Source organism: Pseudomonas sp. GW821-FHT09C09 (genome assembly GCF_059418105.1).
Map to the genome: position 1 here is coordinate 655349 of NZ_JBWKPF010000001.1, position 22403 is coordinate 677751.

The window sequence follows — 22403 nt, forward strand, 5'->3', positions numbered from 1 at the left end:
TGATCACCGATATTTCCCGAGAAACTTTCAGAATTATCGGATCCGATCATTTTATATGACTGTTCTCATACCACTACTTGTACAAGAACAGTCACGCTGTAGAGTTAATACTCAGCTTTCATGTTCACTGGTCACTTTTAATACATCGGTGTAAGTGACCACGACACTCTGCCCGATTTTCAGATCTTTGAGTTTGGCTTGGATTTCAGGCTTTTCGACATTGAGGGTTTTCGACTGGCCCGAAGGGTTTTCCAGGGTGACCTGGTTTTTCTTCAAATCAATTCTGGTGATTTTCAATTGCACCTGAATCTGGCGGAATGCCTCGCCGCCAGGGTTGCTGCTGCCCACGGCGTTGCGCAGCTCGCCGGTACGCTCGGTGGAGCCAGGCAGACCTTTATCCACGTCGGTGTCCAGGAAAGCCGCCACGGATCGGGTGACTTGAATGTCGACCTTGTCTCCAACCTTCAGGTTGGCGAGGTTTTTCGCCTTGTCGCTGAGCTGAACATGCACCTGGCGACCTTCTTCACCTTCAAGGACAACCTGATGATTGGCCGGATCAACCGCCAGTACTTTGGTGGTGACCTGATCCTTCTCGACAGTCGCCGACAAAGGAATATCGGCCGCGAACGCCGTGGAGGCAGACAGGACAGTGGCGAGTGCAATGGCGTGCGACAGTGATTGAAGCTTCATAAGCGGTACGTTCCCTGTGATGGATGGCAGCACACGGCACATTCGGCGCCGTGCGTGCCAAGGAGCATAGACGCTGATCCGCCGTCGCTCTTGGCACAGGGTGAATCAGTACCCGGTCATCTCCAGATAACCGCGCCCGCCCTGACTGCCGCTCAACCGTACCGGCCCTTCCCAGTAGGGAATGCGCAACCCCATCCAGGCGCTTGGATTGATTGCATCGAGGGTGATTTGCAGACTCTTTTCCGGAATCCCGATCGACCAGCGCACCGGCATCGAACGGCCAGCGACCTTCGCGGTGTCCTGCGGCGTCAGTTTGATCTGCCCGGAGTGCAGCGTTTCAGTCTGGCCATCGGTGCCAATCCAGGTGCCGGTCAAGTACGGCGCCCCTTCCTTCTGGCGCATGCGATAAAGCATCACGTGCGCGCCGTCATCCAGATGCAGGGAGAACCAGTCCCAACCGGTCTGGTTGGCGGTGAGCGGCTGGCTGCTCCATTCGCGGTCGAGCCAGGCCGGACCGTTGACGGTGTAGGTCTTACCGTCGATTTGCAGGGTGCCGCTGGCCTGAAAAAACGGCTGGCTGTAGTAATACGAGGCCTGGCCCTGTTCGGATTTCTGACTGAAACCGTGATCACCTTGCAGCACCAGCGGACGGCTGGACGTCAGCCGTAGTTGGTAGCTGAAGTTTTTGTCCTTTGCGCTGAGCTGCATGTCGCCCAGCGGATCGCTCGCCTGACTGACGAAGCGCCAGTCATCGATCCACGCCTCGAACGGCACCGCACTCACCCCCGCCTGCCCGACGCCGCCACGGGCATACCGCTCGGCGGCGTGATGAACGCTGGCCGAGGTCACCGCCGCATGACCGAGCCAGATCGTTTGATTGGCCCAGCCCGGTTGCTCCGGCGATGGGTTCAGGGCGCTGCGGAACAACGTCCACTGCACACCGAAATCATTATCCTGGGCGTCCTTGAGATTGGCGGTCACGTACCACCACTCGATGCGAAAACCGTCATGGGCGCCATGATCCGCCGGAAAGCTGAACACCCGCCCCGGCACCACCGGCGTGAAGGCCTGCGCCTGAGCGCCCATCCCGGCGAAACCTTTCTGTTCCGGCGCCGGTTTGTCGCAGCCACTGAGCAACAGCGCCAGGCACACCACGGCGAAGTTAATCCTCATGGGCAAACGTCCTCAGCAAGTCCGCCGGTTGCGTGCGGTACAGCGAATACAGCGGCCACGCCGAAGCCAGCAACGTCGCCAGCAAGGCCAGCCCGGTCAGTTGCAGCAACTGCAACGGAAACACCCGCAACGGCAGGCGCCAGCCAAAGGCCTGCACGTTGATCACCGCATCCAGACACCACGCCAGCCCGATGCCCAACGGCAAGGCCAGCACCAGCGTCAGTACCGCCAGCAGCCAGGTCTGGCCGAGGTTGAGCAGCATCAATTGCCGTCGCGTCACACCCAAGGCCCACAACGGCGCCAATTGGCCGAGACGGCTCTGGCTCTGGGTCAGCAGACTGATAAACAGCGCCACACCGGCAACCGCCAGCGTCAGGCTGTTGAGCGCTGCCGTCGCGGCGAAGGTCCGCTCAAAAACCTGCACCGACCAGCCCTTGAGCCGCGCCTGATCGACGATGCGGCTGTCGTCGAGCTGGAAGCGTGCCTGCAAGGCACTGAGCAATGCCGGAATCTTTGCCGGTTCGATCCGCAGGTTGAAACGGTTCGGCGTCAGTTGCGGCCAACTGCGCAACAGGTGATTGCTGTTGACCAGCACATGCCCCTTGGGATTGCCGTAGTCGGCGTAGATCCCGACGATGCGCGGCGACCATGACAGGCCCGGCGTTGGAATCGTCAGGTGATCCCCCGGCCGCACCTTGAGCCGGCGCGCGAGTTGCTCGCTGAGCATCACTGCGTCGTCCGTGGCCAGCAAAGCCCACGGATCGTTGCCCCGGGCTTCGAGCAGCGGCCAGTGCTGGCGATAGTGCGGATGGTCGATGATGCCGAACACCTCCGTCGGCCAGCCTTGCAGCGTCACCGAAACCTGCCAGTTGGGCAGGATCGCCGTGACACTCGGCTGTTGCTTGAGCCAGCTGTACAGCTCGCGGGCCTGGGCCGGGTTGCTCGGGTTCAGATACAGCTCGGCAGTGAGCCGTTGTTCGAGCCAGTCATTGAAGGTCTGGCGGAAACCGGCGGTCATGCTGCCGGCGCCGATGTTGGCCGCCATCGCCAGCAGCAACGCCATCAATGCCAGACTCAGTGCCGGAAGTTGCTGTCGGCAATCGGCGAGAAACCACTGCCCCAGCACCGAACGAATGCGCCCGAGCAAACCGTTCAACAGCGCACTGAGCACCACCGGCAGCGCCAGCGCAGCGCCGAGCAACAACCCGCCCATCAACACGAAACCACTGGCCAGACTGTCACCCAACACCAACGCGATCAACGCAATCGCCGCAAACACCCCGGCCACCCAGCCCTGACGACGCAACCAGCGCGCATGCTGTTCATGCCAGGCTTGCGGATCGGCCACCGCCAGCAACGGCAGGCGCGCCGCCCGCAGCAGACTGTTGGCCCCGGCCAGCAACGCGCCGAGCAGGCTCAAGCCGATGCCGCTGAACCACCACCAGGGACTCAGGCGCAACTGCCCCGCCACTTCCGCGCCGTACAACCCGCGCAGGCTGGCGGCGACATCCGGCAGCAGCACACTGGCCAGCCAGTAGCCGCTGACGACACCGAAAAGTCCGCCGATCAACGCCAACGCACCGAGTTCGACGATCAGGCAAGCGATCAGCATTCGCGCACTGACACCGCAGGCGCGCAACGTGCGCAGCAGCCCGCGACGCTGCTCCAGTGCCAGACCGATGGCGGCATGCACGATGAACAGGCCGACGACAAACGAGAGAAAACCAAGCGCATCGAGGTTGAGGTGAAAGCTTTCGGTCAGCCGCGCCAGATTGTTTTCTTCGCCGCTGCTTTTGAGCTGCAACTGGCCTTTGAACGCCGCCGGCATGTCGGCGTGAAAATCCTTGGGCAACAGCAGCCGCGACAGTTGATCGGGTTGTTCGAGCACACGTTGAGCGACACCGATGTCCACCAGCAGTACGCCGGGCGCCATGTCCTTTTGCGCCAACAGCGGCGGCAACGTCTGACCGGTTTCGGTTTGCGGTGTCGCGCCCTCGGTCAGATTCAACGCTTGCAAGGTGTCGGGGGAAATCCAGGTGCTGCCCGGCGGGCTGAAGAACTCGACGATGCGCTCGATCGGCATCGCCTGCCCCGCCACCGCGCTGTCAGCCGGCAGCGACACTGGCTCGATGCCCATCAATTGCAGGCGCTGGGACTCATGGCCCTTGAGGATCAAACGCCCTTGCAACATCGGCGAAACCGGCCAGCCTTGCCGACGCAGATCGACAAACCATTGCTGGGAAAACGTCGCACCGTTCGGCGTGCTCAGGCTGGCCTGGGGTTCGCCGCCGATCATCTGGCTGGCGCGGGCGTAACTGTCCCGTGCCTGACTGTTGAGTGCTTCGACACCGGTTAACAGACTGGTAGCCAGCCACAACCCGGTAAGCACGCTGAAGAACTGCACCGGGTGTCGCCGCCAGTGACTGAGCAACGCGATCAGCGTTTGCCGGAAAACCCTCACGTCAGTCGACCGCTGGACAGCACCACCCGCTCTGCCAGTCGCGCGGCCACGCGCTGACTGTGGGTGACCATCAGCAACGTGGTCGGCGTGTCGTCGAGCAACTCCAGCAACAGCCGCAGCACCTCGTCGCTGGTCACTTCGTCGAGGCTGCCGGTGGGTTCGTCGGCCAGCAACAACTTGGGCCGCGAGGCCAACGCCCGGCCGAGCGCGACCCGTTGCTGCTGGCCGCCGGAAAGTTGTTCGGGATAACGCTTGAGCAGTTCGCTCAGGCCAAGACGCTGCACCAGATGGTTCTGCCAGCGCGGGTCATGACGCCCGGCAAGTCGCGCCTGAAACGCCAGGTTGTCTTCGATGCGCAGGCTGCCGATCAGGTTGTACTGCTGGAACACCAGACCGATTTCCGTGCGCCGCCAGTTGGCCAGTTGCGCTTCGCTCATTGCGTCGAGTCGATGTTCGCCGCTGAGGATGCTGCCGCTGTCGACTTTATCCAGGCCGGCGATCAGGTGCAGCAGCGTGCTTTTGCCACTGCCCGACTCGCCCATCAGCGCCAGACTGCTGCCGGGTTCGAGCGTCAGGTCGATGCCTTGCAACACAGGCAACGGGCCTTGCGGGGTGAGGTAGCTTTTGAAGACGTTTTGAACCTGCAGCATGCCGCCATCCGATCGTTGCGTGTTGGGCAAGGATAGCGGATACCGATGGGTTACTGTCCTGCGGCCACACTCGTCGGCGCCTCACCCGGCGTGACGATGCTGTTCAGGTCGATGTGTTTCCACTCGGGCTTGGCCCCCAACCGCGCATTGAATCGGTAGTTGAAGGTGAAGTCGTCCGTCGTCGGCACGCTCAGCGGCTTGCCGTAGACCGACTCGATCCCCGCCAGGTCGTAGCCCATCAACTGCAGCAGGGTCGGGAAGATGTTGTAGTGACTGGAGCGATCCTTGTTCGCCGCCAGTTGGGCCGACCAGTCGAGGGTGTGCAACTGATCGCCCTGGATCACCACCAGCGGCACCAGTCCTTCTTCTTCCACCGGGTCGCCGCCGCAATGGGTGTTGAGCCCCGGGTTGCCACGCTCGTGCAGGTCCTGACCGTGGTCCGAGGTGTAGATCAGCAGCGCGTTGTTCAGGTTGGCCTGGGCAAACACCCGCGAGAAAAACTCGCCGACATTCCACAGCACGGTGTTCTTGTAGGCGTTGCGGTACAGCACCCAGTCATCCGGCTGGCCGTTGAAACCGTCGCGCTTGCCGGTATCGGCGATTTCGGTGAACTGGCCGCGCGGCAAGGTCGGGCGGTAGGCCATGAAGGCATCCGGATATTTGTCGTGGACCGGAAAATGCGCTCCGACCTTGTTGATCACCACCAGCTCGGGCTTGTCGTCGTTGAGCAGTTCGATCAGCTTGGCAGCGGCGGCCATGTCGCGGTCGCGGACGCTGGTCTGGTCGAATTGCACGAATTCGTCGATGTCCTTTTTCTCGGTGTCGGTCATCAGGTTCTGCAGGTTGCCGCCGGTGCGCTGGGCGTCGATGTACACGGTGCGCAGGCCGGCCTTTTTCGCGTATTGCCAGATCGACGGCAGCGTGCTGTTGATGCGCATGTAATCGGCGCGGGTGCCGCCGTAACGCAGAGTGACGTTGGTGTCGGCGCTGCAATTGGCAATGGACGCCGCATAGCCGTAATTGAAAATGTCGACGCCGGGATGCGCCTGCTTGAGGTTGCTGTGTACGCCGAACGGCGCGTTGATGTCCAGGTAGTTGCCGGAAATGCTTTCGTCGATGATCAGCACGATGTCATGGCCGACCGCCGGGCCATTGCGCGCCAGGGTCACCGGCTCACGGGGGCCGACAGTGTTGTGCAACGCCTCGTAGCCAAACAGGTTGAGGTAGGCCAGCGGCGTGTACATGATCGGCAAGCCCCGCGCCCCTTCCCCGGCCCGCACGAACAGCACGGCGCTGAGCAGCAGCACCCCCAGCACCGGCGCCGCGACTCGTAGCGCATTGGGAACCGGGATCGAATGACGCGGCCGCAGGCCGATGCCGATCAACAGCAAAAGACCGTTGAGCACCCCGTGGACGATCGCATCCCGATACTGGTACGCCGCCTCCTGGATGAAGCCACCCGAATAAACCAGAGAGACAAAACTGCTGTACGTCAGGTAATCGGCAGTGACCCGGGTATAGACATCAAAGAACACCGCCGAAATAAACATCGCCAATGCGAACAAGTGCCGAATGAAAGTCTGCCTTATATACGCCGTTAGTAGTAATGCGAAAGTCAGCGCCAAAAACATCGCGCCAAAAAGCAGTACTGCCGGACCGATACCCATGGCGTTTAAACGTTCAAGGTAATAATCGGAATAAAGCAATAGATAAATAACTAAAAGCAGTTCTTTCAAATATCGAAACATGGCGGTTCCGGGGCGCTGCCGACGGGGCACGGTCAATGAATTGTCGGTCAATTTCTGACACTAGCACCGCGCTATCAAAGCGCAAGAATTGTCGGACTTTTGCCAAAAGCGTCAAAAAAACATTGACTCATTACTGACACACCCAAGTCTCTACAGCCCTTGAATTTTGCGGCCTACGACCGTTTATCGTTTTCTTTGAATTGTGAAAAACATGTCAAGGACGGGACAAATCCAGATGCAGCAAGTACTTGATGGCTAATAGCCCCCAAAAACGGGGGTGTTATACACATGCAACATGTCATTTTGCTGACACGCTTTTCCCACCCTGCGCTATACCCCTTTTGACAGTTCCAATTCGATCTTCCTCCACCGTCTTACGAGGCACGCCAATATGGACGTGAGCGTATTTGGTACGGGCTATGTTGGCCTGATACAAGCTGCGGCACTTGCCGATGTCGGACATCGAGTACTGTGTGTCGATATAGACCCGAACAAAATTAAACAACTGCAACAGGCAGTACCGCCTATCAGTGAACCGGGTCTGTCGGCAACTTTGGAAGAAAACATCAAGGCCGGGCGTTTGCTGTTCACCACCCAGGCCAGCGATGCCGTTGAACACGCCGAACTGATCTTCATCGCCGTGGGTACACCGGCTGACGAAGACGGTTCCGCCGACCTCAGCCACGTGCTCAACGTGGCACGGCAGATCGCAAGCTTCATGGAGGCCGATCGCACCCTGATCATCAAGTCCACGGTGCCGGTCGGCACGGCGGATCAGGTACTCGACACCGCCAACAACGAATTGCGCCGGCGCGGCAAAAGCGGCCTGAACGTGCGGATCGTGTCCAACCCGGAATTCCTCAAGGAGGGCAGCGCCCTCGCCGACTGCATGCGCCCGGACCGGATCATCGTCGGCACACTGGACCCCGAGGCCCGGGAGCAGTTGAGCGAGCTGTATGCACCGTTCTGCCGCAACCACGAAAAACTGATGTTCATGGACAACCGCAGCGCCGAGCTGACCAAGTATGCGGCCAACGCGATGCTCGCCACCCGCATCAGCTTCATGAACGAACTGGCCAATCTCACCGAGCTGCTGGGCGCCGACATCGAAGCCGTGCGCAAGGGCATCGGCTCCGATCCGCGCATCGGCTATCACTTCATCTACCCCGGCTGCGGCTTCGGTGGCTCGTGCTTTCCCAAGGATCTGCGCGCCCTGCTGCACACCGCCGAGCACAACGGCATGCCGCTGAAATTGCTGCGCAGTGTCACCGACGTCAACGATACGCAGCGGCACATCCTGTTCAGCAAACTGAAGGCGCAGTTCCCGCAGGGCCTGGCCGGCAAGTCCATCGCCGTCTGGGGTCTGGCGTTCAAACCCAACACCGATGACATGCGCGAAGCCCCCAGCCGTTATCTGATGGATGCGTTGTGGGCCGAAGGCGCCAGCGTCCAGGCCTATGATCCGGAAGCCATGTCCGAATGCCGGCGCATCTACGGCTACCGCGATGACCTGCACCTGTGTGCCACCCGCGACGACACCCTGGAAGACGCCGACGCACTGGTGATCTGCACCGAGTGGAAGAACTTTCGTGTAGTGGACTTCGAACTGCTGGCCGACAAGCTGCGCTCGAAGGTGATCATCGACGGACGCAACCTCTACAACCCGGAACAAGTGGCCGCCGCCGGCCTGCACTACAGCGGCATCGGCCTGCGGCATATCGCGCCTGACGGGTTGCGGTCATGAAAATCCTCGTCACCGGTGCGGCCGGGTTCATTGGCGCTCATTGCGTGTTGCGGTTGATGCGCGACGGGCATCAGGTCGTCGGCCTGGACAATTTCAACGCCTATTACGACCCGCAGCTCAAGCATGACCGCGTGCGCTGGGTCCGCGGTCAGGTCGGCGACTTCCAGATCGCCAGAGTCGATCTGGCCGATGCCGCCGCCGTCGATGCGCTGTTTGTCCGCGAGTGCCCGCAAGTGGTGATCCATTTGGCGGCGCAGGCCGGGGTGCGTTATTCGCTGGAAAATCCACAGGCCTATCTGAACAGCAATCTGAGTGGTTTCCTGAACATTCTGGAAAGCTGCCGGCACCACCCGGTCGAGCACCTGATCTATGCCTCGTCGAGCTCGGTGTACGGCGCCAACCAGCACACGCCGTACACGGTGCATGACGACGTCAATCACCCGTTGTCGCTGTACGCCGCGACCAAAAAAGCCAATGAGCTGATGGCCCACAGCTACAGCTATCTGTTCGGCATTCCCTGCACCGGGCTGCGCTTTTTCACGGTTTACGGGCCCTGGGGCCGGCCGGACATGTCACCGATCCAGTTCGCCCGGGCCATCACCGAAGGCCTGCCGCTGAAGCTGTTCAACTACGGCCTGCACCAGCGCGATTTCACCTACATCGACGACATTGTCGAGAGCATCGCCCGCCTGACGACGCACCCACCGCATACCCATCCGGAATGGGACCGTGAACACCCCGACGCGGGCAGCAGCATGGCGCCTTGGTGCCTGTTCAACATCGGCGGCCACCATCCGGTGGAGCTGAAAACCTACCTGGCCCTGATGGAAAAACACCTCGGTCAGAAAGCCATTGTCGAGCTGCTGCCCCTGCAACCGGGCGACGTGCTCAACACCTGTGCCGACACCGACGATCTGGCCCAGGCCACCGGGTTCCAGCCCCGGATAGAGCTGGATGAAGGCCTAGGGCGGTTCATCGCCTGGTATCGCGATTACTACCCGACTGCCTGTCGCCCACGCGCCGTTCGCGGCTGAACACCAGCGGAGGACTCCATGACTGGACATGAGAAAGGTGTACCGATCCAACATCTGGTTCGTGACAAACGCATGGATCCGGAACATCGAATGCGCCTCGACGCGGCCATCCACCGTCAGGGGCAAGGCTGGGTGACCGGGCGCGAGGGTGGCCGGCCATGGCAGCTGTCGCGCACCAACCGGGTGCTGGCCTGCTTCGGCGCGCTGGTGATTCTGGTGATGATTTCGCCGCTGCTGATCGGTCTGGCACTCGCCATCAAGTTCACCAGCAAAGGCCCGGTGATGTTCGTGCAGAAACGCACCGGCTATCGCGGCCGCAAGTTCGGCATGTACAAATTTCGCACCATGGTCGCCAACGCCGAAGAACTGAAAGAGTCGCTGCGCCACCTCAACAAACACGGTGCCGACGCCATCGACTTCAAGATCGACCAGGACCCGCGCATCACCCGGATCGGCGGTTTCCTGCGGCGCACCAGCCTCGACGAACTGCCCAACCTGATCAATGTGGTGACCGGCGACATGCGCCTGGTCGGCCCTCGCCCGACCTCGTTCAACGCCTACCGCTACAAGGACAAGCACCTCGCCCGTCTGGCGATCTACCCCGGCATGACCGGCCTGTGGCAGATCTCCGGGCGCAGCAATATCGACTTCGACCAGCGCGTTGAGTTGGACCTCAGCTACATCGCCGAGCAGAGCCTGTTGCTTGATTTGAAGATCCTGTTGAAAACCCCTTTCAAAGTATTCAGCGGCCACGGAGCAAGCTAATGGACGGTTCAACCAACAAAAGCCTGAGCATTGCCAGCCCCAGCGAGTCGAACCTGACCTCGACCGTGCTGGACCTGGATCTGCGGATCCTGTTCCTGACCGCCGCCAACCCCGGCGCCGGCACCACCACCAGCGCCCTGGCCATGGCCAGTCAACTGGCGCAAATGAGCAGCGGACTGGTGCTGTATGTCGATGCCAGCCAATCGGCGAACAACCTCACCCAGCAACTGAACCTGGGCAAGGAACGCGGCCTGCGCGACCTGCTGTTCAACCCGGACAACCCGCCGCTGTTGCAGGACTGCGTGGTGCAGGTGTCCAGCCTGCCCTTCCACGTACTGCCCAACGGCCGGCCGATCCGCACCATGGACATGCTCACCGCCGAACGCCTGAGCCCGCTGCTCGACCAGTTGGGCAGCCAGTACCGCTTCGTGGTGATTGACGGCGACGCCGTGTACTCCGCCGCCGACACCCTGGTGCTCAGCACCCAGGCCGACGGCGTGGTGTTCGTGGTCCGGGCCGAGGACACCCGCTGGGAAGTCGCCCAGGCTGCGGTGCAACGGCTGACCCAGGCCGGGGCGAAAGTGGTCGGCAGCGTGTTCAACCGGCGCAAGTACTACATGCCCAAATGGCTGTACAAAAACCTGTAAGCAACGCGAGGGATGACGCAATGAACGCCAAGATACTGGTTCTGCTGATGCTGCCGCTTGCAGGTTGCTCCAGCAACTCCGAAACCCAGACCATGCCGGTGAATATCCTCACCGCCACCCCGGCCAACGCCCAGGCCACCGACATGCCGAAGGTCGAGCAGACCCTGCGCCCGCAGGATGTGCTGGACGTGATCTTCCACATCAGCACCAGCGGCTCGGACGCCTACCGCGTGCAGTCGGGTGACCAGATCGGCCTGAACTTCACCGCGGCCAGCCAGCTCAACGGCAACCAACTGGTACTGCCGGACGGCACCATCAATCTGCCGGGTGCCAACACTTCGGTGAAAATCGCCGGGCTGACCAGCGATGAGGCCCGGGATGAAATCCAGCGCGCCTATCAGCGCAAACAGTTGTTCCAGCCCAACCGCAATCAGCTGACCGTGCAGATCATCAGTCCGCTGACCAACGAGCAGAACCTGAAAAGCGCCCTCAACCACCCGGCCACCGGCATGAGCCGCGAGATCACCGTGGGCACTGACGGCTATGCGAGCTTCCCGGAAATCGGTGCCGTGCCGCTGCAAGGCATGACCGTCAATCAACTGGAAACCTTCCTCAACAAACGCTATGCGCAACTGCCGGGAAGGATGACCGTGGACGTGCTGCTCAAGTCCACCGCCGGCAACGAGATCTATGTGCTGGGTGAAGTCGGTCAGCCGGGTTCCTATCCGATCCGCCGGCCGGTTTCTGTGCTCGAAGCACTGACGCTGGCCCGAGGTACCAACGTCAAGGCGCGTCTGGACTCGGTGATGATCATGCGGCGCAACGGCAATCAAGTGCAGGCCGTGCGCTACGACGTCGAGAAAGCGCTGGCCGGCGACGCCTCGCAGATTGCCTACCTGCAACCGGACGACATGCTCTACGTGCCGAAGACCAAACTGGCGAGTGCCGGTGATCTGGCACGGCAACTGGCCGACGTGGTGCTGTTCCAGGGCGTGGGGTTCAGCTTCGGCTACCGCGTCGACAACAAGGGCAGCAACAACAACTGACTCTCGGGTGACCTGACATGAATCCAAAGGAAAACTACCTGCATGAGTTCTTCAGGATCTTCTTCGCCAACAAACGGCTGGTGAAGCGTGTCTTCCTGATCTTTGCAGTGATCGCGCTGGTGCTGCCGATGGTGCTCAAACAGAGCTTCGATATCACCGCCCAGGTGATCGTGCAGTCGAAAAAACTCTCCCAGGGCGACGCCACCACGTCGCTGACCGTGGACAACGCCACCTTCATTCCGCCGTCACTGGCGGACATGGAAACCGAGAGCAATATCCTGCGTTCGCCAGCACTGATTCGTCAGACCATCAGTGAACTGCGGGACAAGGGTGAATACACCCCGCCCCCCGGAATGTTCGCCAAACTGATCGGCGATCCGTTCCGGCGCTACATCACCTCGCCGCTGCGCCAGTACCTGATCAACCCGCTGCGCAACGTGCTGGGGCTGGAAACCGATCCGGTGCGTGACACCGTGCTCGACGGGCTGACGCAACAGGCCATCGACAGCCTGAAGATCGAAACCCTGCCCGGCTCCAACGTGATCTCGATCGTCTACAGCTTCCCGGATCCGCATCAGGGCACGACCTTCGTTGCCGCCCTGCTGCAGAACTATCTGGTCAGCCGTCAGGCGTTGCAATCGATCGACCTGCCGCAGTCTTTCTACGAGACCAAGAAGCACCTGTATCAAGTGCGCCTCGATGGTCTGGAAGCCAATCGCCAGGCCTTGCTCGAACGCGTCGGCGCAGCGGATCCGAAGGAAGAAATCACCTTCCGCCTGAACGCGATCAACACCGAAGAACAGGCGCTGAACCTGTATCAGGATCGCCTGCTGCAAAGCCAGCGCTGGCTGGAATACCTGAAAACCAGCCTGGCCGCCGCCAGTAACAACAAGCTCAATGACTACACCTTCCCCTACACCTTCACCACCACCGTCGACAACGTGGCGTTCGAAGACCGGGAGATCAAGCAACTGGGCGAGCAACTGACCACCCAGGTCAGCCGCTACATGAACGATCTGGCGGTGTTCCAGCCCGGCAGCGAGCCGATGCTGTTGACCCGCGAACAGATCGCCCGCACCCGCCAGCAGTTCCTCAAAGTGGTGAGCAACCGCATTCAGGAACGCACCAACGATCTGGCGGTGGTGCAACAGGTGATCGATCAGAAGACGGCGCGCATCGCCGAGTTCAAGTCGCGCATCCATGACCTGCAGCAGACCCAAAGCAAACTGCGGCAGATGGACACCGAAATCGATGCCCTGCACGCCGCGTTCTCGACCTACGCCCAGCGCTTTGCCGAAAGCAGCACCACCCGCGCGCTGAACGACGACCTGTCGAACGCCCGGGTCTTGAGCCCGCCGTTCGAACCGACCGAAGCGGCGTTCCCCAAACCGTTGCTGATCATTCCGTTCGGTCTGTTCACCGGCCTGCTGCTGGCGATTGCCCTGGTCTACGTGCGTGAGTTCTTCGATCACCGCTTCAAACACCCGGCGCAAATCAGCCACGAGCTGGGCGTACCGGTGCTGCTGGTGATCAACGATCAGAGCACCCAACCGGGCAATCCGCACAAGAACTGGACCGTGCCAAGCTTCGTGCACTGGGTGCGCAATTGAACACGCCGTCCTCCCCGAACGCCGCGCTGCCGATCATTCATTTGCTCAGCAGCGGCGGCTTCTATGGGGCCGAGCGGATGTTGCTGGATCATTGCCTGGCGACACCGGGGCAGCATCAGGTGCTGTTTCTCGATGCGCCAGCGCAGCTGATCGAGCGCTTTCGCGAGGCTGGCGTCGATGCGCAAGGGTGCGCCGGGCTCGGCGCACTGCTCGGGCATCTGCGCCAGCGCCGGGCGGAGCGTCCGTTGATCAACACCCACAATTTCAAGGGCCTGTTGTTCGGCTGGGTGGGCGCTTCGCTGTTGCGTCTGCCGCTGGTGATCACGCAACACGGTTTTACTCCGCGCAGCCGCAAGCAGAAGTTCTACACCTGGCTCAGCCTGCAACTGTGCCGCACGGCCTCGGTGGACCGGGTGGTGTGCGTGGCCGAAAGCATCGCGGTGTTGCACCGCCAGGCCAGCGTGCGAGCGGAGAAGCTGCAAGTGATCCCCAACGGCCTGCCGGCAGCAGTCGCCCAGCAAACGCTGCAAACCGAAAATCCGCGCTGGCTCGCCGGTTATGTCGGCCGGCTGAGCAGCGAGAAAGGCCCGGACCTGTTCCTCGACGCCCTGATCCCGCTGTGTCATCAGCACCCGCAGCTCGACGCAGTGATGCTCGGTGACGGCCCGGAACGCGAGGCGTTGCAGGCGCGGATCGACGCCGCCGGGTTGCAGCAGCGCATTCGCCTGCCGGGTTATCAGACCGACATGCGCCACTGGTGGCAGCGACTCGACGCGCTGGTGATCAGTTCGCGCACCGAAGGCACACCGATGATTTTGCTCGAGGCCATGCAGACCGGGGTGCCGGTGGTGGCCTTTGCGGTCGGCGGGATTCCCGATGTGCTGGAACACCGGCACAACGGCCTGCTCGCCGCGCCGACCGACAGTACCGCCCTGGGCCGTCAGCTCGATACGCTGCTGAGCGACAGCGGGCTGGCGCGCCGGCTGCGGGATAACGCAAAACGCACGCAACAGGACCGCTACGACCTCAAGGCCCTGGCCGAACGCTGGTCGCAGCTGTATATCCGCACGGCACGGGAGGCACGCGCATGATTTTCCCGCTCTCGATCGTCAGCTTGCTGGGTCTGGTCTGCATCGCCTTGCTGGCCAGCCCCTGGCCCTATCTTGCGCCGGGCGCAGTGCTCGGTCTGGTGGGGTTCGCCGTGCTCTACCGCAAGCCGACCTGGGGTCTGCTCGGCATCGCCGCGCTGGTGCCGTTCGAGGGTTTCTTCAAGGACAGCTCGCTGTCGGGCAGCAAGCTGATCGGCGCGTCGCTGGCAGTGATCCTGATGCTGCAGCTGGCGATGCATCAGATCCCGGCGGAACGCCTGCGCAGCAATATCTGGCGTTACCTGATCTGGTTCATGGTTCTGTACTTTCTGAGCCTGCTCAACACCGATGACATGGGCATGTCCCTCGGTCATCTGCGTGAACTCAGCGTCGGTCTGATTCTGTTCGTCATCACCTTGCTGATCGGTCGCGAATTGAACCTCGACCTATTCGCCCGCCTGGTGACACTGGCCGTCAGCGCCACCTGCGCGATGGCGATGTTTTCGACCAAATTTCAGGATCAGGGCCGCGCTGCCGGTCTGCTCGAAGACCCGAACGCCTTCGCCATGCTGATCGCCTTCGCCGTGCCGCTGGGCCTGCTGCTGATCATTCGCAGCCCGAACCTGTTGCACCGGTTGTTCTGGGGCGGTTGCTGTCTGCTGCTGCTCGGCGGCATGACCAAGACCGAATCGCGCTCCGGACTGGTGGTGCTGGCGCTGAGTCTGGTGATCGGTTGCTGGCACTACCGCGCGCAACTGACACGCATCCGTCCCCGGCACCTGGGTTTCGCCATGCTCGGTATGGCAATCGTGATTCCGCTGGCGATCTATGCGATGCCAGCCGGCTATCTGGCGCGTATCCAGTCGCTGAGCGTGCTCAGTGCCGGCGCCCGTGGCCACGATGACGAATCCCTGGGCCGCCGCGCTTCCTACATCGTGGTCGGCAGCCAGATGATCCGCGAGAACCCGTTGCTCGGCTCCGGCCCCGGCACCTTCCCTCTGCATTACGCCACCACCGGGTACGCCAAGGCGTTTTCCGCCAACCGCAAGATCGGTGACCTGTACCGCCGGGCGCACAACACCTACCTGGAAATCTTCAGCGAACTGGGGATTCCCGCCGGGCTGCTGTTCGTCGGCATGCTCGGGCTTGGCCTGTACAACCTGATCCGCGCACGCCGCGCCTGGATGCAGCGCCGCGACTGGGAGCAGGCCGACATGATGACCCACCTGGGGGTGGGTTTCCTGTCGCTGACCCTGTTTCTGATGTTCCTCAGTGCACCGAACCAGAAGTACGTGTGGATCATGCTCGCGCTCACCAGCGTCCTGCGCCTGAAGGCCGAGCAAGCACCGTTGGTGGAGACCAGGACATGAGCCGGATCAGTGTCGTCATCCCGATGTACAACGAGGGCCGCCACATCGGCCGCACCCTGCTGGCGGCGCAGAAAGCCGCCCATGCGGCCAATGTCGAGTGCGAACTGATCGTGGTCGATAACGGCTCCAGCGACGAGGGCCCGCAGATCGCCCGCCAGTTCGGCGCAAAAGTGCTGGTGGTGCCGGGTGTGTTGATCGGCGCCCTGCGCAATCGCGGCACCGCCGTCGCCACCGGTGACTGGCTGGCGTTCATCGACGCCGACATCGAAATGCCCGAAGACTGGCTCACCGGGCTGTTCGCCCTCGAAGCCGAGGGCCACGCCGATGTGTTCGGGCTGGACCTGCACACCCCCGCCTCTGCACCGTGGTACGCCGTGGCCTGGCAACGCCGCACCCTGCGCCCGACCAGCCACACCGCCCATGCCGTGGACTGGTTGCCCAGCTCCAACCTGCTGATGCATCGGCGCTGGTTCGACAAGGTCGGCGGGTTCAACGAATCCCTGCGCACCGGCGAAGACAAGGAGTTCACCCTGCGCCAGAGCGAACAGGGCGCGCGGCTGCTGTCGGTCAACGAATCCGTGGCCCTGCACTGGGGCTACGAAATGAACTGGCGCGAATGGATGGGCAAGGAAATGTGGCGTCAGGGCAGTCATCTGCAACTGCTCCGCACCCACGGTTTCAGTTTGCGCCTGTTGCGTTTTCCACTGTTGTCGCTGGCGGCGTGGCTGCTGGATCTGCTGGCGATTTCCGCGCTGCTCAACGGTTTTCCTCATCACGCCGCGGTCATGGTGTTCATGACCACTATCCCGGCGCTGGTGCTCAGCATCCGTCAGAGTCGCCGCCAGCACGATCTGCACCTGACCCTGCAACTGTGGGGGCTGCATTGGGTGCGCCTGCACCTGGCCGGCGCGGCGTTCATTCTCAGTCTGTGTCATTGGAACGCCAGGAGGCCTGCCCGTGGCTGAGTTCATTTTCTGGATGTGCCTGTTGCTGCCGGTGTACGCCTACGTTGGCTACCCGTTGCTGCTGACGCTGCTCGCTCCGCTGTTTCCGGCGTGGCGTCACAGCCCGGCGCCGCCGCTGAATATCAGCATCGTGATCGCCGCGCACAACGAGGCGCGGCATATCGAACACAAGCTGCGCTCGCTGCTGTCCCAGGATTATCAGCCGGCCACCCTGCAAATCATTCTGGCCAGCGACGGTTCCAGCGACGACACCGTGGCTTGCGCGCACAAGGTCGTCGACCCACGGATCACCGTGCTCGACCTGCCGCGTCAGGGCAAGGCGGCGACACTCAATGCCGGCGTGGCCCTGGCCACGGGCGACATTCTGGTGTTCACCGATGCCGACAACCAGTGGTCGCGGGAAACCCTCGGCTACCTGCTCGCGCCCCTGAGCGATCCGCAGGTCGGCGCCTGTGCCGGGCACATGGTGATCCCGGTCACCGGCGGTGGCTTGAGTGTCGGTGACAGCCTCTATCGGAATTACGAAGGCTGGCTGCGCCGGGTCGAGAACCGCACCGGCTGCATGGTCTCCGCCGACGGCGCCCTGCTCGCCCTGCGCCGGGAACTGTTCGAAAACGTACCGGCGGAAGTCAACGACGACTTCTTCATCAGCACCTGCGCCCCGGTGAAATTCAAACGCATCGTCTACGTGCCTGAAGCGCAAGTGATCGACCACGGCGTCGATGAAGCGGACAAACAGTTTCGCCGGCGCCAGCGGGTCACCGTCGGCGGTCTGCAAAGCCTGGCCCAGCGGAGCGAGCTGCTCAATCCGCTCAAGCACGGGCTGTATTCGATTGCGTTGATCAGCCACAAATTGATCCGGCGGCTGGCGCCGATCCTGTTGCTGCCGCTGCTGCTGAGCAATTTCTGGCTGTGGGATGACCACGGTTTCTATCGCCTGAGTCTGATCGCGCAACTGATCGGCTACGCCATCGCGATTGCCGGTCTGCTGGATTCGCAACACCGCTTACCCAAACCGTTCCGCCTTGCGGCATTCCTGCTGGTGACATTGGCGGGTATGAGCATCGGCCTGTGGCAGTTCCTGCGCGGCCAGCGTTACGCCCAGTGGAACCCTGACCAAAACCGTTGAGAGGGCTCAAGCCATGGCGATCAAACAACTGATAAAACGCACCAGTGGCTGGCTCTATCTCAACTCGCCCGTGGGACGAAACCAGTTGCACGGCGCCGGGGTGATCCTGATGTTGCACCGGGTGCTGTCCAACGATCGCGCCGCCGACCTGCCGCATCGCAACGAACTGTGCGTCGGCCCGAAAGCCTTCGAGCATTTGCTGGTGTGGCTGCGCAGGCATTTCGATTGCGTACCGCTGATGGAAATCCTCCAACCCAACGCCCTGCGCCGCGAGCGCCCGCAAGTGGCGCTGACCTTCGATGACGGCTGGCGCGACAACGCGGCCAACGCCTTTCCGCTGCTGCAAAAGCATCAGGTGCCGGCGAGCATTTTCCTCTCCACCGATTTCATCGGCAGCCGTCAGCGCTTCTGGTGGGAAAGCATCGGTGAAACCCTGTGGGGCAGCCACGGTGAAAAACCGCGCATGCACCTGATCGACTGCCTGCAGGCGCTCCACCATCCATTGCCGGTGCTGATGGACGACATCGATGTGGATCGTCGTAGCCTGACGTTGCTGCACTATCTGCAAAGCTTGAAGAACACCGACCCTTCGATCCTCGAACGCCTGACCAACGAATGCCCGCCAGAGTCACTGCCCCAGGCGCTGGACTGGCATCAGGTGCGGGCGATGGAGGCTTCGGGACTGGTGCGTTTCGGCCCTCACGGTGCCAGCCACGCGATCCTCACCCAGCTCGACGATGTGCGCCTGAGCGAAGAAATCAGCCGCAGCCGCGACGCCCTGAACAACGGCTGCAACCGGCCATTGCCGGTGTACTGCTACCCCAACGGCGACAACGACGCGCGAGTTCGCGAACAGATTGCCAGCCACGATTATCCGTTCGCCCTCGGCACCGGCACCGGGATCTATCGCGGCGCCGGCGATCCGCTGAACCTGCCGCGCTTCGGCGTCAGTCAACGCACGGCGCGCAACCCCGAGCTGCTGTCGTGGCGGATCTTTCGCGGGACGCGACCATGAGTCGAAGCAGTTACCTCAAGCATCTGGCGCTGAGCATGGGCACCAAACTGGCGATGATCGCCCTGCGCCTGCTGAGGAATGTGTTGCTGGCGCGGATCCTCGGCCCCAGCGAGCGCGGCTTGTTTGCCCTGCTCAGCACCCTGCCCGACCTGATCAGCGCGGCCACCAGCGGTGGCTTGAACTCCGCCGTCGGTTACCAGGCTGCCAAGCAACGGCCGATGGGTTTGCTGCTGGCTCAGGTGCTGGTCTTCGGTTGCTTGCTGGCGGGGTTGTTGACCTTGCTGGTGGTGGCGCTGGTGCGCGAGTTCGGCAGTGAACTGGACGTGACCGTGCAACTGGGCCTGCTGGCGTGGCTGTTGCTGTTGGCGGTGCCGTTGACCGTGCTCAAGAGCGGCCTGCTGACGTTGCACAATGCGTCCGGCGGCGTGGTCGCGTTCAATGCCTTGCGTCTGGTGGAATCCCTGGCACCACTGCTGCTGTTTCTCGCGCTGTTCTGGATGTGGAAGGAAGCGGCACTGGAAGCGGCGCTGATCAGCTGGCTGGCCGGGATCAGTCTGGTGGTGCTGGCCGGTTGGGTATGGCTCAAGCGCGCGCAGCCGTTGCAGCTGCAATGGGACCGCGCCAGCCAGAACGAACTGCTGCGCTACAGCGCCCGCAGCCATCCGGACCTGTTGTTCCAGCAAGTCATCCTGCGTTCCGACTACCTGTTCATCGGCGCCCTGCTCGGCAGTGCCGCGCTCGGTCATTACGCCATGGCCAGCGCAGCGGCCGAACTGCTGCTCATCGTCCCGGAAGCGGTGACCACGCCGCTGATGAAACGCCTGCTGCAACAGGACGAAGGCATGGACAAGGTCACCCCGCTGGCCCTGCGCCTGACGGCCACGGTAATGCTCGGCGCCTGCCTGACCATGGCGGTAATCGGCGAATGGCTGATCGTCACCCTGTTCGGCGTCGCCTATCAGCCGGCGTATCCGGCGCTGCTGGCGTTGCTGCCCGGTCTGTTGGGCCTGTGCTACGCGAGCATTCTGCGGCTCGACCTGCTGGGCAAGAATCGCCCCGGCACCGTATCGCTGCTGATGGGCCTCGGTGCCCTGCTCAACCTGGCACTGAACGTGGTGCTGATCCCGACTTACGGGATTGTCGGCGCCGCAGCGGCATCGTCGATTGCCTATCTGGCGGTGACCGTCGCGATGCTGGTGTTGTATTGCCGGTTGAGCGGCGTGCCGTTCTGGCAAACCCTGATCATCCTGCCCGCCGACATCGCGCCGATGTGGCTGATGCTGCAACGTCGGAAGGCTGCATGAAACGCCTGGCCCTGCTGCTCGGTCTCGGCCTGTCGCTGGACGCCTTCGCGGCGTCGATGCGCTGGGGCGACATTCGTGACGGCAGCCTGTACCTGCAAGCGGATCGCCCCGACACCGTGACCGTGCGCTGGGCGCCGGCGTGGCAGGCGGACGCCAACGAAGAGCACCTGTACCTGCTCGACGGCCAGGGCAAATTACAGGGCGAGCGGTTCATCAAGGCCAGCGAAACCCGTGGCAGCCAGAGCTGGCCGTTGGCGCCGGGCGCGGCGAGTTATCAGCTGGAAATCCCCGGCTACAGCTTTCGTAATTACCGGGTCGAGCACGACGAAAATACGGTCGCGTTGTTCGCCCCGGCCAAGGTGCATTTCAGCGCTGAGACTCGTGACGGCGATGAGCTGTTTTTCAAGACTGCACCGGGTGAACACGCGGTGCTCGCAGGCAAGTTCCACGGTGGCGTCAGCGCTTTGCAAGCGCAGCGGGTCAGCGATGGACAACAGCTTTCACTGGCGCTGAAACCCTATCGCGCCTATTGGCAATTCGATCAGGTCGCGCTGCCGGTCAGTGACCGTGAGCAAGTCTGGCGCCTGCGTCTGCAAGGCAGCGGTAAAGCGGCGTTCTGGCTCGACGGCACGGCCAATCTGTTCGCACAGAACCCGCAGCAGCTCAAACCGCTGCGCGAGGACGACGGCCAGACCCGCCTGACCCTGCACGACAAAGTCCTCGGCCGCACGCCGGACCTGGGCATCGCCCTGCCCTACGTGATGCCGCCGCCCGCCAGCCATGCCGCCCTCGATGCGCTGAAACCGACGGCCGCCAGTTACTACAGCTTCGTCGACGTGACGGCGAAGAAGCCGCAGTTCGAAGATGCGTTTCGCCAGGTCTATCAGGACCGTTTCGGCATTCGTCAGGACATCACTTTGCTCGCCGGCAGCCAGCGTCAGGCCGACCTGCGCGCCGACGTGCAAAGCAACGGCGGCCTCGACGCCTGGCTGGCGAGCACTCGGTTGCTTGGCGGCAAAGGCACGCACTACATCGGCTTTGCCGACGAGCCCAACCTCAATTATTCGAGCTACGAGCAGTACCGTTCGATCTTCACCAGCATGGCCCGCCAGGTGCGCAGCGATCCGGCCAACGCCCGGGCCGGTGTGCGCATCGCGATGCCGGCCAGTTCGCGGCTGGTGAACGGCCCGTTCGCCGACAACGCCGCGAACAAACGCGGCATCGACTGGGCCCGGCGCCTGCTGGGCGAATCTGCCGATCAGGTCGATGCACTGGCCTGGCATGAATGGATGATCCGCGACCTGCTCGCCACCCGCGTGTACCGCGACAGCGTGCGCCGCGCCGCCGATCTGGTGGGCCTCGATGCCAAGGGCCAGCCGCGCAAGGTCTTGCTGCTGGATCAGACCAATCTGTCCAGCGGATCGAGCCTGAGCCCCTACGATCAGGAAACCCATTACACCTCGCTGTGGTGGGCCTCGGTGGTGATCAACGCCTCCCAGGACGGCTTGCTGACCATGCTCAACTGGTTCCAGGCCGCCGATGAGCCGGAATATCCGAAAGGCATGTTGCGCGTCTCGGCGGATGAACAGCACTTCGAACTCAAACCCGTGGGCCTGGCCCAGCAGTTCATCCAGCAACACTGGCTGCACAAGGTGCTGTGGCTGGAAAACGATGCCTTCGAAGTCGATGTGCTGGCCATGGCCGGCGACGATCAGCGCGGCTTGCTGGGTGTGAACAAGGGCACGCGGTTGCAGCGTGTTGATCTGGCGGGGGCCAAGTGCCCGTTGAACAACGGCGCCCTGCGCTACTTCGGCGCCGACAACCGCAGCCGCGACGCGCCGTACCGTTGTCAGGACGGGCGCGTGCGCTTCGAGTTGCCGGGGCAGACCCTGTTTTCCCTGAGCTGGCGCACTTGATGAACCGCCCGTTGATGTCCTGCCGCGCAGGCCACTTTCCGCGCGATG

Annotated in this window: 18 protein-coding genes; 13 read left to right on the plus strand and 5 right to left on the minus strand. The window is 62.4% G+C overall.

Annotated features, from left to right (window positions below; translation table 11 throughout):
- Nucleotides 1–111 precede the first annotated feature (111 nt).
- The 5 genes from AC07NR_RS03215 to AC07NR_RS03235 form a co-directional block, all read right to left on the minus strand.
- The gene (locus AC07NR_RS03215) at nt 112–690 is read right to left on the minus strand and encodes a hypothetical protein (protein WP_119429866.1); all 579 of its coding nucleotides are present in this window, start codon (nt 688–690) and stop codon (nt 112–114) included.
- A 105-nt stretch (nt 691–795) separates the two neighbouring features.
- Nucleotides 796–1863, minus strand: a complete 1068-nt coding sequence (locus AC07NR_RS03220; RefSeq protein WP_495077783.1) for a lipocalin-like domain-containing protein — start codon at nt 1861–1863, stop codon at nt 796–798.
- Nucleotides 1853–4324 (minus strand): FtsX-like permease family protein, encoded by a 2472-nt coding sequence (locus tag AC07NR_RS03225; RefSeq protein WP_495077784.1) that lies wholly within the window; start codon nt 4322–4324, stop codon nt 1853–1855. Before AC07NR_RS03225 ends, AC07NR_RS03220 begins: the two co-directional genes overlap by 11 nt.
- Nucleotides 4321–4974 (minus strand): ABC transporter ATP-binding protein, encoded by a 654-nt coding sequence (locus AC07NR_RS03230; RefSeq protein ID WP_495077785.1) that lies wholly within the window; start codon nt 4972–4974, stop codon nt 4321–4323. Before AC07NR_RS03230 ends, AC07NR_RS03225 begins: the two co-directional genes overlap by 4 nt.
- Nucleotides 4975–5024: 50 nt before the next feature.
- Nucleotides 5025–6722, minus strand: a complete 1698-nt coding sequence (locus tag AC07NR_RS03235; protein WP_495077786.1) for a sulfatase-like hydrolase/transferase — start codon at nt 6720–6722, stop codon at nt 5025–5027.
- Between the two features lie 391 nt (nt 6723–7113).
- On the opposite strand from AC07NR_RS03235, the gene AC07NR_RS03240 reads away from it, so the two are divergent.
- Genes AC07NR_RS03240 through AC07NR_RS03300 form a run of 13 tightly spaced genes read left to right on the plus strand, consistent with a single transcriptional unit; the run spans nt 7114 to nt 22355 of the window.
- On the plus strand, nt 7114–8466 hold the full coding sequence (locus tag AC07NR_RS03240) for a UDP-glucose dehydrogenase family protein (protein WP_085712113.1): 1353 nt from the start codon (nt 7114–7116) through the stop codon (nt 8464–8466).
- Nucleotides 8463–9500 carry an NAD-dependent epimerase/dehydratase family protein gene (locus AC07NR_RS03245; protein ID WP_495077787.1) on the plus strand — a complete coding sequence of 346 codons (1038 nt, stop codon included), beginning with the start codon at nt 8463–8465 and terminating at the stop codon, nt 9498–9500. The genes AC07NR_RS03240 and AC07NR_RS03245 overlap by 4 nt, the downstream gene beginning before the upstream one ends.
- Nucleotides 9501–9518: 18 nt before the next feature.
- The gene (locus AC07NR_RS03250; protein WP_085712111.1) at nt 9519–10265 is read left to right on the plus strand and encodes a sugar transferase; all 747 of its coding nucleotides are present in this window, start codon (nt 9519–9521) and stop codon (nt 10263–10265) included.
- Complete coding sequence (locus AC07NR_RS03255; RefSeq protein ID WP_085712110.1) at nt 10265–10912, plus strand: CpsD/CapB family tyrosine-protein kinase; 648 nt, start codon at nt 10265–10267, stop codon at nt 10910–10912. Before AC07NR_RS03250 ends, AC07NR_RS03255 begins: the two co-directional genes overlap by 1 nt.
- Before the next feature lie 20 nt (nt 10913–10932).
- Entirely contained in the window at nt 10933–11958 is a 1026-nt protein-coding gene (locus AC07NR_RS03260; protein WP_085733202.1) for a polysaccharide biosynthesis/export family protein, read from the plus strand.
- 17 nt (nt 11959–11975) lie between these two features.
- The gene (locus tag AC07NR_RS03265; RefSeq protein WP_192553237.1) at nt 11976–13568 is read left to right on the plus strand and encodes a GumC family protein; all 1593 of its coding nucleotides are present in this window, start codon (nt 11976–11978) and stop codon (nt 13566–13568) included.
- On the plus strand, nt 13553–14659 hold the full coding sequence (locus AC07NR_RS03270; RefSeq protein WP_495077942.1) for a glycosyltransferase family 4 protein: 1107 nt from the start codon (nt 13553–13555) through the stop codon (nt 14657–14659). Before AC07NR_RS03265 ends, AC07NR_RS03270 begins: the two co-directional genes overlap by 16 nt.
- Complete coding sequence (locus AC07NR_RS03275) at nt 14656–16026, plus strand: O-antigen ligase family protein (RefSeq protein WP_305835351.1); 1371 nt, start codon at nt 14656–14658, stop codon at nt 16024–16026. Before AC07NR_RS03270 ends, AC07NR_RS03275 begins: the two co-directional genes overlap by 4 nt.
- Nucleotides 16023–16991: a glycosyltransferase gene (locus AC07NR_RS03280; RefSeq protein WP_495077788.1), complete on the plus strand. Its 969-nt coding sequence runs from the start codon at nt 16023–16025 to the stop codon at nt 16989–16991. Before AC07NR_RS03275 ends, AC07NR_RS03280 begins: the two co-directional genes overlap by 4 nt.
- Nucleotides 16984–18120 carry a glycosyltransferase gene (locus AC07NR_RS03285; protein WP_495077789.1) on the plus strand — a complete coding sequence of 379 codons (1137 nt, stop codon included), beginning with the start codon at nt 16984–16986 and terminating at the stop codon, nt 18118–18120. Before AC07NR_RS03280 ends, AC07NR_RS03285 begins: the two co-directional genes overlap by 8 nt.
- A gap of 13 nt (nt 18121–18133) precedes the next feature.
- Entirely contained in the window at nt 18134–19135 is a 1002-nt protein-coding gene (locus AC07NR_RS03290; RefSeq protein ID WP_423205315.1) for a polysaccharide deacetylase family protein, read from the plus strand.
- A complete protein-coding gene (locus AC07NR_RS03295; protein ID WP_495077790.1) occupies nt 19132–20439 on the plus strand; it encodes a lipopolysaccharide biosynthesis protein in 1308 nt (435 codons plus the stop codon). The genes AC07NR_RS03290 and AC07NR_RS03295 overlap by 4 nt, the downstream gene beginning before the upstream one ends.
- Nucleotides 20436–22355, plus strand: coding sequence for a hypothetical protein (locus AC07NR_RS03300; protein WP_495077791.1), 1920 nt, complete (start codon nt 20436–20438; stop codon nt 22353–22355). The genes AC07NR_RS03295 and AC07NR_RS03300 overlap by 4 nt, the downstream gene beginning before the upstream one ends.
- Nucleotides 22356–22403 lie beyond the last annotated feature (48 nt).